This is a genomic window from Pseudonocardia acidicola (assembly GCF_012911935.1).
Taxonomy (GTDB): domain Bacteria; phylum Actinomycetota; class Actinomycetes; order Mycobacteriales; family Pseudonocardiaceae; genus Pseudonocardia; species Pseudonocardia acidicola.
The window spans coordinates 194,089-207,480 of record NZ_JAAXLA010000003.1 but is presented as its reverse complement, the minus strand read 5'-3'; the positions used below and the strand labels follow the sequence as shown (position 1 = coordinate 207,480).

Genomic DNA, 13,392 nt, shown 5'->3' with positions numbered 1-13,392 from the left:
CCGGCCACCCCGGTCCAGGATCCCTAAAATTGTTGGGATCTGCTGATCACCCTTCGATCCGGGATGCTTTGAAAGGATTCTCGGTGAATTTCCTGGTAGGGCTCAGCCGACCGGGGCGGCCGGTGCCGCCCCCGGAGTCGGGGGCACTGCGCTCGGAGTCGGGGGCACTGCGCTCGGGGTCGGGGGCACCTCGCCGGCCACCGGCGGAACCCCGCCCGGGACGGCGGGCAGCTCGGTCGGAGCGGGCGGTAGTGCGCCGGCGACCGGCGGCACGCTGGGCAGCGGAGGCGTCGGCAGTGCGGGAGCGCCGGGCACGGCGGGTGGCGTCGGCAGCGCGGGAGCCCCCGGCACGGCGGGTGGTGCCGGCAGCTTCGGTGTGCTGGGGACCGGCGGCACCGGGACCGGCGGCTCGACCTGGTCGACGTTGACGGTGTTGTCAGCAGGCAGGGCGGGCACCGCAGGGACGGCCGGCACGGCGGCGGGCACCCCGGGCACGACGGGGACCGCGGCCGGCACCGGAACCAGGCCGCCGAGCAAGCTCGGGAGCAGACCCTGCACGGTGACCAGGACGCCGTTCAGCAGGCTGCCGAGGGGGGTGGCGGGGACAGCCGGGACCGCGGGGACAGCCGGGACCGCGGGAACAGCCGGGACCGCAGGAACAGCCGGGACCGGGGGAATGGGCGGCGGCGCGACCTGGGCCGGCGCGACGGCCGCAACCGTAGGCGCCGGGTCGGCCGCAGCCACGCCGGCACCGAGGACTGCCGCAGCCCCGCTCGTTGTCAATGCGACAATCGAGTAGGCCACTTTTCGGGTAGGCACGAGAGCCTCCTGTATCGGGGCTGGGTAGCTGACTCGGAAATCATGCGTCGCGGTTGTTTCGGACACCAGACCACATTTTTCGAAAGTCCAGAATCTGCCTCTCCGGTGACTACGGAAGGCGACGCCGCGCTTTCCCGACCCCTATTTGGTGGTCCCGCAGTAGAGTGATCATCGGCGACCGGTCACCCTGACGCGCCGAACGGCCGTGGGGTGGATCGGCGTCGAGCGGCGGTACGGTCACCCGTCGGCGTACGAGTTGCGCAGATCCCCTGCGGTCGGCCCGAGCGTGACCGCCCGTGATCATCGGGGCTGATCCGGGCACCGATGGTGATCACGTCCTCGCTCGCCCCGGCGAGCAGTCCACGCAGCAGGGCGGGCGTTCGCGCCGCCGCGGCCCCTCAGGACCCGGCGAAACGACGACGGCCGGGCACCGGGGAGCGGATCCTCCCGGTGCCCGGCCGTCGCGGGCTGTGAGTCCTACGCGTCGAGTCCTACGCGTCCTTGGTCAGTCGCTCGAGGCGCCGCTGGGTGGGCCAGCGCACCGAGGTCACCCAGCCGAACTTCTCGAACGCCCAGACGACCCGGGCGGAGATGTCGATCTGGCCGCGCTTGACGCCGTGCCGGGCGCAGGTGGGGTCCGCGTGGTGCAGGTTGTGCCAGGACTCGCCGAACGACAGCACCGCCAGCCACCACACGTTGGCCGAGCGGTCCCGAGCGGCGAAGGGGCGGTCGCCGACCATGTGGCAGATGGAGTTGATCGACCAGGTGACGTGGTGCAGCAGGGCCACCCGGACCAGGCCGGCCCAGAACAGGGCGGTCAGCGCTCCCCAGAACGACCAGGTGGCGAGGCCGCCGATCAGCGCGGGGAGCCCGAGGCTTGCGACCGTCAGCCAGATGAAGGCGCTGTTGACCCGCACGATGTCCCGGTCGGCGAGCAGGTCGGGGGCGAAGCGGCGGGCGTTGGTCTTGTCCCGCTCCAGCAGCCAGCCCATGTGCGAATGCCAGAAGCCCCTGGCCAGAGCGACCGGACCGGAGCCGAACAGCCACGGCGAGTGCGGATCGCCCTCCTTGTCGGAGTAGGCGTGATGGCGCCGGTGGTCGGCCACCCAGTCGGTCACTCCACCCTGCAGGGCCAGGCTTCCGGCCACGGCCAGCGCGATGCGCAGCGGCCGGTTGGCCTTGAACGAGCCGTGCGTGAAGTAGCGGTGGAAGCCGACGGTCACGCCCAGTCCGCTGATCACGTAGAAGCCTGCGGCCAGCCCGATGTCCAGCCAGGTCAGGCCCCACCCCCAGGCCAGTGGCACGGCCGCGGCGAGCGCGAGCAGCGGCAGCGCCATGAAGGCGACGACGAGTGCCTGTTCGGTCGTGGAGCGTTGACCGTCGGTGATCGGCGCGGCGGCGCGGCCGGAGGGCGGGGGGCGTTCCTGCAGGATCGAGGGCATGCGGCACCTTCGGTCGAGGGGAAAGGCATGGTGCCGCGACGACGTTGCAGCGCACGATCGGCGGCGTGTAACGGCTTCGGGTCGCTCGCGACGTGGATCGCCGCCAGGCCAGTCACCGGGAAGGTAACGATACCGCAACGAGTGAAGGGCGGCGGCCGCTCTCCGGGGAGGCCTGCCCGCCGCTCGTCGCGTGATAGGTTGTGGCCGGTTGCAGTCGTGTCTTCCTCGATCGTTGTGAAGCGTCCGTGGAGAGTTACGGTGGGCTTCACTGACGTTCGAAGGTTTTCCTCTCCTACGTTCGTGATCCCGCGCAGCCTCCGGTCGGCGTCGTGCCGGCCGGATCCGCTTCACGTGTGGGAGAAACAGTTATGCCGCAGGGCACCGTCAAGTGGTTCAACGCCGAGAAGGGCTTCGGCTTCATCGCCACCGACGACAACGGTCCGGACGTGTTCGTCCACTACTCGGCCATCCAGTCCGACGGGTTCCGGACCCTGGAGGAGAACCAGCGCGTCTCCTTCGAGGCCAGCCAGGGCGCCAAGGGCCCGCAGGCCGACACGGTCCGCCCGATCTGAGACGGCCTCAAGCCATCCGGTCCTGACCGACCGGGCCGATGCCGGCGATCCCCTCGGGGTCGCCGGCATCGGCGCATCCGGGGTCGTTCGGTCCGCGCCGCCTGCCGCTCACCCGCACCGCGGCCGGCCGCCGCGGCATCCGCCCTCGACGCCACCCCGACGCACCCGCCCGACCCGCCGAGAGCCCTCGTACACCTCCGGGGCCTGCAGCGGGCGGCCACCGTGCCCTTCCGCCGTGCCGCGGCCCGGCCGGCACGCCGTGGCGGCCCCCGGCGGCAGGCGCCGCTCACCGTCCGGGCCGCCGATGACCGGCAGTCCCCCCCGAATGGAGTAGCCGCCGATCTTCGGCCGCGAACCGGTCGCCCGGCGATCACCGTGAGGTTCCGGTCGGTCGCCGGAGTGTTGATCCGCTCGTCTCGTGGTCACGTTCGGTCGCCGCTACCGGCTCCGGCCTGCGTATCCGATCCCCCATGATCGGTGTTGAAGTTCACAGCGCGAGGGTGCGCGGAACAGGTTTAAGGGGAGGTCGGACGATGTCGTGGTGGGACAGCTACCGGGCCGTCTACGGCGCGGAGCTGAGGGCGGCCGCGCGTGAATACGTCGATCACGGGTGGCCGCTGGTCGCCGGACCGGGCGCCGACGTGCTGCTGGACACCGGCACCGTCCTGGACGTCGTCGAGGTACCGGCGGAGCTCGGGCGCCACGCGTGTGCCCAGCTCCGTGACCGGGGGCTGGTCGTACCGGTCGCGGCCACCCCGCAGGGCACGTGGTGGTTCCCGATGAGCCCCGGCTACGGCCTGCCCCCCGAACTGAGCCTGCACGCCGACGTCGTGCTGCACACGGACGGCATCGGCGTGCTCGCGCCGCCGACGGAACGGCCGGACGGATGGGTGCACTGGCGGGTCGCGCCTGCGCTCACCGGTTACCGGGTGCCGGACGCGGACGTGATCATCGGAGCCGTCACCGACGCCGTGCGGTGGCGGGCGGCAGGAGGCGATCAGCGGCCGGGCGCCCAGTGGCCCGCAGCGGCGATCGCCGGCGGCCGGCGGTCGGTGTCGTAACCGAAGACCGCGAGCCGGCGCCCGGCTCGCCTTCCCGTTGTCGCGGATCGTCGCACCGCGCCGGGGACTGGCCCGGGCGCACCCGGTGCGGCGCCCGAGGGGGCACTTCTCCCTCGCCGCGCAGCCGCACCATCGACATGGCCGGGTCCGGCGGAACACCGCCGGGCCCGGCCACAACCACGCTGTGGGACCCCCGGAGCCGTGGGGGCAACACGGCTCCGGGGGCACTGCTCCCGGCGCCCTGGGGCCACGCCCGCGGGGCACCGGGTGCGGCAGATCCGGTCGACGAGCGTCCGGCGCCGCACCCCGCCCAACGTCGACCGGGCGGGCGCGATACGCCCACTCGCCCGATCCGGACACGCTGTCTTCGTCCACACAGGCACTATGGGTTCGTGCAGATTTCCGAGGCGCAGGGTCGGGCGACGCCGTCGCGGCCCGTCGCGATCCCCCCGTCGCCGCGGCCCCGTTCCACCCCTTCGGTTCCGCTGGGCTCGCGCGGTCCGCTGGACGAGGAGGGGAAGCGGCGGGACCTGCGCAAGATGAAGCTGGTGGCCACCGGCTTCCTGATCGGCGCCACGGTGATCTTCCTGTTGTCCCACTGGTGGGAGGTCAATGCCGGGCCCGCCTGGATCGGGTACGTGCGGGCCGCCGCCGAAGCGGGCATGGTCGGTGCGCTGGCCGACTGGTTCGCCGTCACCGCGCTGTTCCGGCGCCCGCTGCGGCTGCCGATCCCGCACACCGCGATCATCCCGACGAAGAAGGACACCATCGGCGACAGCCTGGGTGACTTCGTCGGGCAGAACTTCCTGGCCGAGGCCGTCGTCCGCGACAAGCTGGAGCGGATCGAGGTCGCCGCCCGGGTGGGTGGCTGGATCGCCCAGCCCGAGAACGCCGACCGGGTCACCGCAGAGGTGGCCACCGCCGCCCGTGGCGTCGTCACCGTGCTCCGTGACGAGGACGTCCAGGAGATCATCGAGCAGGTCCTGGTGCGCAAGCTCCTCGAACGCCCGATCGGTCCGCCGCTGGGCAAGGTGCTCGAAGGCGTGCTGGCCGACGGCTCGCACCACCGGATGGTCGACCTCGTCTGCGACCGCGCCTACGACTGGGTGACCGCGAACCACGAGATGGTCCTGCGCGTGGTGGCCGAGCGGGCGCCGAGCTGGACGCCGCGGTTCGTCGACGAGTTGGTCGCCGACAAGGTCTTCCTCGAGGTGCAGAACTTCGCCTGGGCGGTCAAGACCGACCCGGAGCACCCGATGCGCAAGGCGGTCGACACGTTCCTCATCGAGTTCGCCGGGGATCTGCAGCGCGACCCCGTCACGATGGAGCGGGCCGAGCAGGTCAAACAGCAGCTCTTCGACCACCCCGACGTACAGCGCTTCATCGGCCAGGCCTGGGGCACGGTCAAGGGGATGATCCTCGACGCCGCCGCCGACCCGTCCAGCGAGCTGCGCAAGCGGGTGCGCGACGGGCTGATCTCGCTGGGCAAGCGGCTCGACTCCGACCCCGAGCTGCGCGCCAAGATCGACGGCTGGCTGGCCGACGCGGCCGGCTACGTGGTCCGGCACTACCGCGCCGAGATCACCACGCTGATCACCGACACGGTCGCGCGCTGGGACGCCGAGGAGACCTCGCGCAAGATCGAACTGCAGGTCGGGCGTGACCTGCAGTGGATCCGGATCAACGGCACGGTCGTCGGCGCGCTCGCCGGGCTGGCGATCTACACGGTCTCGCAGCTGCTCTTCTGACCGCGCACGAGGCGCGATGCGTCGAACGTCGCGCTGCGGGCGAAATCGGGCGACTTCTGTCGGGGGTCGGCTCTAGTGTCCCGCTCATGAGCCAACTGGCCGTCCGCGTCGAGGGGCTGACGAAGAGCTTCGGGTCCACCCGCGCTCTCGACGGCGTCGACCTGGAGATCCCCACCGGAACCGTCCTCGGGCTGCTCGGGCCCAACGGGGCCGGCAAGACCACCACGGTCCGCGTCCTCACCACGCTGCTGCGGCCCGACGCCGGGCGGGCGTGGGTGGCCGGGCACGACGTCGTCGCCGAGCCGCAGGCCGTGCGCCGGGCGATCGGTCTGTCCGGCCAGTACGCCGCAGTGGACGAGAACCTCACCGGGCTGGAGAACCTCTACATGGTCGGCCGGCTGTACGGGCTGAAGCGGGCGGCGGCCAAGGCCCGGGCCCGCGAGCTGCTGGAGCGGTTCCGGCTCACCGAGGCGGCCGAGCGGCCGTCGAAGACCTACTCCGGCGGCATGCGCCGCCGGCTGGACCTGGCCGGGGCGCTGGTCGCGGCACCGTCGGTCGTGGTGCTCGACGAGCCGACCACCGGCCTCGACCCGCGGGGCCGGCTCGACACCTGGTCGATGATCTCCGAGCTCGTCGCCGACGGGGCCACGGTGCTGCTCACCACGCAGTACCTGGAGGAGGCCGACCAGCTTGCCGACAACATCGTGGTCATCGACCACGGCCGGGCCATCGCGAGCGGTACCGCCGACGAGCTCAAGGCCCAGATCGGGGGGGAGCGGCTGCAGGTGGTGGTGGCACAACCGGAGCAGGTCGGATACGCACACGGCGTGCTGGCCGCCGTCGGGGTCGGCGAGCCGGTGGTCGACGAACACCTGCGCCGGGTGTCGGTGCCGGTCAGCGGTGGGACGAAGGCGCTGGTCGAGGCGCTGCGCCGGTTCGACGGCGAGGGGGTGGAGCTGCTCGACGTGGCGCTGCAGCGGCCCACGCTCGACGACGTGTTCCTGACGCTCACCGGGCACCCGGCCGAGGACGCCGAGCAACCGGTGGGGACGACGGGGGGAGCGGCATGAGCACCGTGACCCAGGCGATTCGCGACGGAGGCGTCATCACCTGGCGCAATCTGGTGGCGATGAAGCGGGTCCCCGACGCGCTGCTCGCCCTGACCGTCCAGCCGATCATGTTCGTGTTGCTGTTCGCGCTGGTGTTCGCGGGCAGTCTCGGCGGCGATGCCTACCGCGAGTTCCTCATCGCCGGCATCTTCGCCCAGACCGTCGCGTTCAACGTCTTCTTCACGACCATCGGGATGGCCAACGACCTGCAGAAGGGCATCATCGACCGGTTCCGGTCGCTGCCGATGTCCCGGCTCGCGGTCGTGCTCGGCCGCGCCACCGCCGACCTCGGCGTCGGGGTCATCACCCTGGTCGTGATGTCGTTGACCGGGCTGGTCGTCGGCTGGCGGATCCGCGGCAGCGTGCTCGACGCGCTCGCCGGTTTCGGATTGCTGCTGTTGTTCTCGTTCGCGATGTCCTGGATCGGGGTGCTGGTCGGGCTGACCGCGCGCACCGTCGAGGTGGCGCAGAGCGCCGGGCTGATCTGGCTGTTCCCGTTCACGTTCGTGTCCAGTGCGTTCGTCTCGATCCAGGGCTTCCCGGGCTGGCTGCAGCCGGTCGGGGAGTGGAACCCGGTGAGTGCGGTGGCCCGGGCGTCGCGGCAGCTGTTCGGCAACCCGACTCAGCTGCCGGGCTTCCCGGAGTCGCAGGCATGGCCCGCACAGCACGCGGTGCTCTACGCGGTGCTGGCCTCGGTGGCGATCATCGTGGTGTTCCTGCCGCTGGCCGTGGCCCGGTACCGGCGGGTGGCCAGCCGATGACGGGCAGGCAGGGCGGTCAACCGCCGATCGCCCTGCCGATCGCCAGGCCCAGCCCGGCCGCGCCCAGGCCGGCCAGCATCGAGCCCAGGGCGTTGTAGACGGCGAACAGCGGGCTGCCGGCTACCGCGAGCTGCACGGTCTCGTACCCGAACGTCGAGTAGGTGGTCAGGGACCCGCAGAAGCCGGTGCCGGCCAATGCGATCACGGCGGGGGAGCTGGTCGCGCCGAAGGTCAGGCCGAGGATGAACGAGCCGACGATGTTGACGGTGAACGTGCCCCACGGGAAACCCATGTCGTGGCGGGACTGCACCAGTCGGTCGGTCAGGTATCGCAGCGGGGCCCCGACCACCGCCCCGGCGATCACGAGCAGCGGGATCACCGGGTCACCTGCCGGCGGACGCCGATCGTGCGGGCGAGTCTGATCCCCGCCCAGGCCGCGACGACCGCGGCGGCGAGAGTCCCGACCAGGTAGGCCGACGCCACTCCGACGTGCCCGCCGAGCAGGAGGTTCTCGGCGTCGACGGAGTAGGTCGAAAAGGTGGTGAACCCGCCGAGGAAACCGCTGGCCACGAACGGCCGGATCAGGGGGTGGGCGTCCACGATCTCGGTGACCGCGACGATCACTGCGCCGATCAGGAAGCAGCCGACGACGTTGATCGCGAACGTCCCGAGCGGGAAGGTACCGGGCGGCGTCGGCAGCGCGAGTCCGACGCCCCACCGGGCCAGTGCGCCGAGCGCCCCGCCCGCGGCGATCACCACGACCGCGCGGCCCTGCCCCTGAAACGGGCGCAGCAGGTTGGCGGGTGGGGCGAAGACCCGGTCCTCGCCACTGGGCGGAAGCGGTTGGCTCACGGCTTCTCCTCCGCACGGTGCTACCTCGTCGCGCTCGCCGGCTCCGGGCGCCGAGGTTCTCCGGCCGACCTTAGACCGGCCCGAATGTTGTGGTCGATGCCACCTCACCTGCGCAAGCGCAGCGCTTGCAAGAGCTAGCACCTCCGCGTACGGTCGGCGGTGTCGGGCGGAGGTGAGTATCGATGAGCAAACAGGAGGGACCGACCGAAAAGGTCGGCCACGCCGTCGAGCAGGTCGGCCAGGCCGTGGGCCAGGCGGTCGACGACATCGGTACCTACATCCGCGCACAGCGCGAGTCGGCCCAGGTGTCACTGCGTCAGCTCGCGAAGGCTGCCGGTGTCAGCAATCCCTACCTCAGTCAGATCGAGCGGGGACTGCGCAAACCATCGGCCGAGATCCTGCAGCAGATCGCGAAAGGGCTGCGGATCTCCGCGGAGGCGCTCTACGTGAAGGCGGGAATCCTCGACGAGCGGCCGGCGAGTCCGGTCACCGACGCCGTGCTCGCCGATCCCACCCTGACCGAGCGCCAGAAGCAGGTTCTGCTCGACATCTACCAGTCCTTCCGACGGGAGAACGACCCGCCGGCCGCCCCCGGCGCAACCACAGTGTCTTCGTGAGAAGGAGAAGTGATCACCATGGCCGTGTCGCTGCCGACCGCCGCGGACGTCCGTAAGGCCCGCGAGCAGGCTGCCAAGAACGCCGCCGAGCGGGCTGAGGTCGCCCGCACGCCGCTGCTCGCCGTACTCGGCGCCGGCGAATACGCCGTCAGCACCGTGTCCCGGGCCGTCACCACCGCCCGGACCCGCGCCGCCGAGCAGGCCGACGCCGTGCAGCACCGCGTCTCCGGGCTGCCGCAGGAGATCGAGGGCCTGCGCGACCGGCTGAATGCCGAGGAGCTGCGCAAGCGCGTCGACGAACTGGGCGCGCAGGCCAAGGAGTACTACGCCGGCCTGGCCGAGCGTGGCGAGGCCGCCTGGGGCAAGCTGCGCAAGCAGCCGCAGGTCAAGCAGGCACTGAGCACCATCGAGTCGGTCACCGAGCGGCTCGACGCCCGCGTCGACGAGTTCGTGGACGACGCCCACGACGCCGCCGAGAAGGCCCTGTCCACGGTCACTCGGCAGACCCGGTCCACCGGTGAGAAGGCCGCCCAGGCGACCCAGCGGCTCGCCGGCGAGGCCGCCCAGACCGTCACCGGGGCCACTGCCGACGCGGGCAAGGCCGTCGCCGAGGCCGGTAAGGACGCCGCCGCCACCATCGACGAGGCGGGCGACGAGGCCGCCGCCACCGCCCGCAGCACCACCCGCAAGGCCGCCAACCGCACCGCGCCCAAGGCTGCGACCCGCAAGCCGGCCACCCGGCGCACCGGCACCACCAACGGGTCCGGGTCCAACAGCTGACCCACGGCTGATCCGGGCGGCCACGTGCCCCCCGACGCCCGATCCGCACACCGGCCCCGGGACCTCTCTGGTCCCGGGGCCGGTGTGGTGTAGCGGGCCGGGGATGTCACGAGTGGCCCCGCGCACGTAGTCTGACGGGGTGGACGTGCTGCAACACCTGGACTTCTACATCCTTCGGGCTCTGTGGATCCTCGCGATTCCGGTGGGTGCGTACGCGTTCATCCACGCCCTGCGCCAGCGCGCCGACGCGTTCACCGCGGCCGGCAAGCTCACCAAGAACGCCTGGTTGGGCATCACCGGTGCCGGGCTGCTCGTGCTCGTCGTGTTCCAGGGTCCCTGGAGCAGTGGCGCGCTGTTCTGGCTGGCCGGGCTGGTCGCCGTGCTCGTCTACATCGTGGATGTCAAGCCGGCTGTCGTCGGCGTGCAGCGCGGAGACCAGCGCTGGTGACCCACCCCGGCTGGGCGGTCCTCGGCACTCTCGAGGCCGTCCCCGCTCTCGACCGTCCCGACCTGCTCGGCGATCCGGTGGCGCACGCGCTCAAGCTGCTCGACCCGGCCGACGCGGCCCTGGTCGGTGTCGCCGAGATCGACTCCGACCTGGCCGACACCGCCGCGTTCTGTGCGGCCTACTCATCGCCTCTCGCGTCGTCGGCGAACTGTGTGGTGGTGGCCGGGCGCCGCGGTGAGGAGACCCGGTACGCGGCGTGCCTGGTACTGGCGACCACCCGTGCCGACGTCAACGGCCTGGTGCGGAAGCGGCTGAACGCGCGCAAGGCGTCGTTCGCGCCGATGGACGACGCGGTCGCGCTGACCGGTATGGCCTACGGTGGCATCACCCCGGTCGGCCTGCCGGCGGACTGGCCGGTGCTGGTCGACCCGGCGGTGGCCGCGGCGCCCGCCGTCGTGATCGGCAGTGGGATCCGGGGCAGCAAGCTGGCCCTGCCCGGCGCCCTCGCGGCGGCCCTGCCGGGTGCCGAGGTCGTCGAGGGCCTCGCTCGCTAGCCCCTTTCCGCGCCGAGCGGCCCGATCGCCGCTGCGCGGCTCGACATGCCGCGACCCGGCTGGCCGTTGACCTGTGACACCGGGGTGAGTCGGGTAGGCGCAGGGTTCCTGGGTTCGCTCCCGGCGAATTACTTGAACGCTGGAATGAGTTCAACGGTGTAAGCGTTGTACCGGTCATGACAGAGACGCTGAAGCTGCCGGTGCTTCCGCTCGCCGACTCGGTGGTGCTGCCCGGCATGGTGGTTCCCGTCCGGCTCGACGAGCGTGAAACCCAGGCAGCGGTCGACGCCGCTAACAGCGTCGACCGGCGGGTGCTCGTTGTGCCGCGTCTGGACGGCAAGTACGCCGCGGTCGGCACGATCGCGGTACTGGAGCAGGTCGGCCGGCTCCCGAGCGGGGAGAAGGCGGCCGTGGTGCGCGGCGAGGGCCGCGCGCGGATCGGCTCGGGCGTGACCGGGCCGGGTGCGGCGCTGTGGGTCGAGGCGACCCCGGTGCCCGATGAGGCCCCCACGGGGCACGCGCACGAGCTCGCCAAGGAGTACAAGGCGCTCGTGGTGTCGATCCTGCAGCAGCGCAACGCGTGGCAGGTCATCGACTCGGTGCAGCAGATCACCGACCCCGGACAGCTGACGGACACCGCCGGCTGGGCCTCCTACCTCGACATCGAGCAGAAGGCACAACTGCTCGCCGAGACCGATGTGACCCGTCGCCTCGAGCTGCTCATCGGCTGGACCCGCGATCACCTCGCGGAGCTCGAGGTCAGCGAGAAGATCGCAGGTGACGTCCGCGAGGGCATGGAGAAGACCCAGCGCGAGTTCCTGCTGCGCCAGCAGCTGGCCGCGATCCGCAAGGAGCTGGGCGAGGACGAGCCCGACGGCGCGGACGACTACCGCACCCGGGTGGAGTCCGCCGACCTGCCCGAGCACGTGCGCAAGGCCGCGCTGACCGAGGTCGGCAAGCTGGAGCGGGCGTCGGACCAGAGCCCGGAGTCGGGCTGGATCCGCACCTGGCTCGACACCGTCCTCGACATCCCGTGGACGACCAAGACCGACGACACCGACGATCTGGTGGGCGCGCGGGCGATCCTCGACGCCGACCACGCCGGACTCGACGACGTCAAGGAGCGTCTGATCGAGTTCCTGGCCGTCCGGGCGCGGCGCAACCGCCGCGGGCTGGACAAGATCGGCGGCCGCGGCTCGGGTGCGGTGCTGTCCCTCGTCGGCCCGCCCGGCGTTGGCAAGACGTCGCTGGGTGAGTCGGTCGCGCGGGCGCTGGGCCGCACGTTCGTGCGTGTCTCCCTGGGCGGCGTGCGCGACGAGGCCGAGATCCGCGGACACCGGCGTACCTACGTCGGCGCGCTGCCGGGCCGGATCGTGCGGGCCATCCGCGAGGCGGGCTCGATGAACCCGGTCGTGCTGCTCGACGAGATCGACAAGCTCGGCTCCGACTTCCGGGGCGACCCGGCGTCGGCGCTGCTCGAGGTGCTCGACCCGGCGCAGAACCACACGTTCCGCGACCACTACCTCGAGGTCGACCTCGACCTGTCCGACGTGCTGTTCCTCGCGACGGCCAACGTCGCCGACACCATCCCCGGCCCGCTGGCCGACCGGATGGAGATGGTGACGCTCGACGGCTACACCGAGGCGGAGAAGGTCGCCATCGCGCGCGACCACCTGCTGCCCCGGCAGATCGAGAAGGCCGGGCTGGACCCTGAGGACATCGAGTTCACCGACGTGGCGCTGTCCATGATCGCCGCCGAGTACACCCGCGAGGCGGGCGTGCGGCAGCTGGAGCGGGGCCTGGCCAAGGTCCTGCGCAAGGCGGCCGTGAAGCTCGACAGCGGTGACGTCGAGCGGCCGGTGCACATCGACGCCGACGCGCTGGTCACCTACCTGGGGCGGCCGCGGTTCACCCCGGAGTCGGCCGAGCGCACCTCGGTGCCGGGCGTCGCGACCGGACTGGCCGTGACCGGAACCGGTGGTGACGTGCTGTTCATCGAGGCCACCTCGATGGAGGGCGAGCCGGGACTGACCCTGACCGGGCAGTTGGGCGACGTGATGAAGGAGTCCGTGTCCATCGCGCTGTCGTACCTGCGGTCCAAGGGGCTGGCCGGTGACCTGGCCACGCGCAAGCTGCACGTCCACGTGCCGGCGGGTGCGGTCCCGAAGGACGGCCCGTCGGCGGGCGTCACGATGACGACGGCGCTCGCGTCGCTGGCCTCGGGACGCCCGGTGAAGTCGAGCGTCGGCATGACCGGTGAGGTCACGCTGCAGGGCAAGGTGCTCCCGATCGGCGGGGTCAAGCAGAAGCTGCTGGCCGCGCACCGGGCGGGCCTGACCGACGTGATCATCCCGAAGCGCAACGAGCCCGACCTGGACGACCTGCCCGAGTCGGTGCGCAGCGAGCTACGGGTGCACCCGGTGGCCGACGTGGCCGACGTGCTGGAGCTCGCGCTCGAGCCGGCGGCGTCATCCACGGAGGTCTCCGCGGCGGCCTGACGCCGCACTCGCTGATTCGACAGACGGCCCTTCCGGTCACCCCAGCGGTGACCGGAAGGGCCTTTTTGTCGATTTGACGTAATACGCGCACAAATGTGAGCGACATCACCGGCTGGGGGCGTCCGGGTGAA

The 13,392-nt window shown here is 71.7% G+C and carries 14 protein-coding genes; 10 read left to right on the top strand and 4 right to left on the bottom strand.

Annotated elements, in window-relative coordinates:
• Positions 1–102 precede the first annotated feature (102 nt).
• Positions 103–744, bottom strand: a complete 642-nt coding sequence (locus HF526_RS03080) for a hypothetical protein (RefSeq protein ID WP_169379664.1) — start codon at positions 742–744, stop codon at positions 103–105.
• Between the two features lie 566 nt (positions 745–1,310).
• Entirely contained in the window at positions 1,311–2,261 is a 951-nt protein-coding gene (locus HF526_RS03075) for an acyl-CoA desaturase (protein WP_169379663.1), read from the bottom strand.
• 368 nt (positions 2,262–2,629) lie between these two features.
• On the opposite strand from HF526_RS03075, the gene HF526_RS03070 reads away from it, so the two are divergent.
• The 5 genes from HF526_RS03070 (at position 2,630) to HF526_RS03050 (ending at position 7,512) form a co-directional block, all read left to right on the top strand.
• Entirely contained in the window at positions 2,630–2,833 is a 204-nt protein-coding gene (locus tag HF526_RS03070) for a cold-shock protein (RefSeq protein WP_142059975.1), read from the top strand.
• 533 nt (positions 2,834–3,366) lie between these two features.
• Positions 3,367–3,894: a bifunctional DNA primase/polymerase gene (locus HF526_RS03065; protein ID WP_169379662.1), complete on the top strand. Its 528-nt coding sequence runs from the start codon at positions 3,367–3,369 to the stop codon at positions 3,892–3,894.
• Between the two features lie 392 nt (positions 3,895–4,286).
• Positions 4,287–5,642, top strand: coding sequence for a DUF445 domain-containing protein (locus HF526_RS03060; RefSeq protein ID WP_420821582.1), 1,356 nt, complete (start codon positions 4,287–4,289; stop codon positions 5,640–5,642).
• A gap of 86 nt (positions 5,643–5,728) precedes the next feature.
• Positions 5,729–6,712 (top strand): ATP-binding cassette domain-containing protein, encoded by a 984-nt coding sequence (locus tag HF526_RS03055; protein WP_169379661.1) that lies wholly within the window; start codon positions 5,729–5,731, stop codon positions 6,710–6,712.
• Positions 6,709–7,512, top strand: a complete 804-nt coding sequence (locus tag HF526_RS03050) for an ABC transporter permease (RefSeq protein WP_169379660.1) — start codon at positions 6,709–6,711, stop codon at positions 7,510–7,512. Before HF526_RS03055 ends, HF526_RS03050 begins: the two co-directional genes overlap by 4 nt.
• A 16-nt stretch (positions 7,513–7,528) precedes the next feature.
• Here the strand turns inward: HF526_RS03050 and HF526_RS03045 are convergent, their stop codons facing one another.
• Positions 7,529–7,891, bottom strand: a complete 363-nt coding sequence (locus HF526_RS03045; RefSeq protein ID WP_169379659.1) for a CrcB family protein — start codon at positions 7,889–7,891, stop codon at positions 7,529–7,531.
• Entirely contained in the window at positions 7,888–8,364 is a 477-nt protein-coding gene (crcB, locus tag HF526_RS03040; RefSeq protein ID WP_169379658.1) for a fluoride efflux transporter CrcB, read from the bottom strand. Before crcB ends, HF526_RS03045 begins: the two co-directional genes overlap by 4 nt.
• A gap of 182 nt (positions 8,365–8,546) precedes the next feature.
• Between crcB and HF526_RS03035 the strand changes: the two genes are divergently transcribed.
• The 5 genes from HF526_RS03035 (at position 8,547) to lon (ending at position 13,261) form a co-directional block, all read left to right on the top strand.
• Entirely contained in the window at positions 8,547–8,981 is a 435-nt protein-coding gene (locus HF526_RS03035) for a helix-turn-helix domain-containing protein (RefSeq protein ID WP_169379657.1), read from the top strand.
• A gap of 18 nt (positions 8,982–8,999) precedes the next feature.
• Positions 9,000–9,761, top strand: coding sequence for a hypothetical protein (locus HF526_RS03030; protein WP_211176681.1), 762 nt, complete (start codon positions 9,000–9,002; stop codon positions 9,759–9,761).
• A 139-nt stretch (positions 9,762–9,900) separates the two neighbouring features.
• A complete protein-coding gene (locus HF526_RS03025) occupies positions 9,901–10,209 on the top strand; it encodes a DUF2516 family protein (RefSeq protein WP_169379656.1) in 309 nt (102 codons plus the stop codon).
• Positions 10,206–10,763, top strand: a complete 558-nt coding sequence (locus HF526_RS03020; protein ID WP_169379655.1) for a YbaK/EbsC family protein — start codon at positions 10,206–10,208, stop codon at positions 10,761–10,763. The genes HF526_RS03025 and HF526_RS03020 overlap by 4 nt, the downstream gene beginning before the upstream one ends.
• A 176-nt stretch (positions 10,764–10,939) precedes the next feature.
• Positions 10,940–13,261: an endopeptidase La gene (gene lon / locus HF526_RS03015; RefSeq protein WP_169379654.1), complete on the top strand. Its 2,322-nt coding sequence runs from the start codon at positions 10,940–10,942 to the stop codon at positions 13,259–13,261.
• The last annotated feature ends 131 nt before the right edge of the window (positions 13,262–13,392 follow it).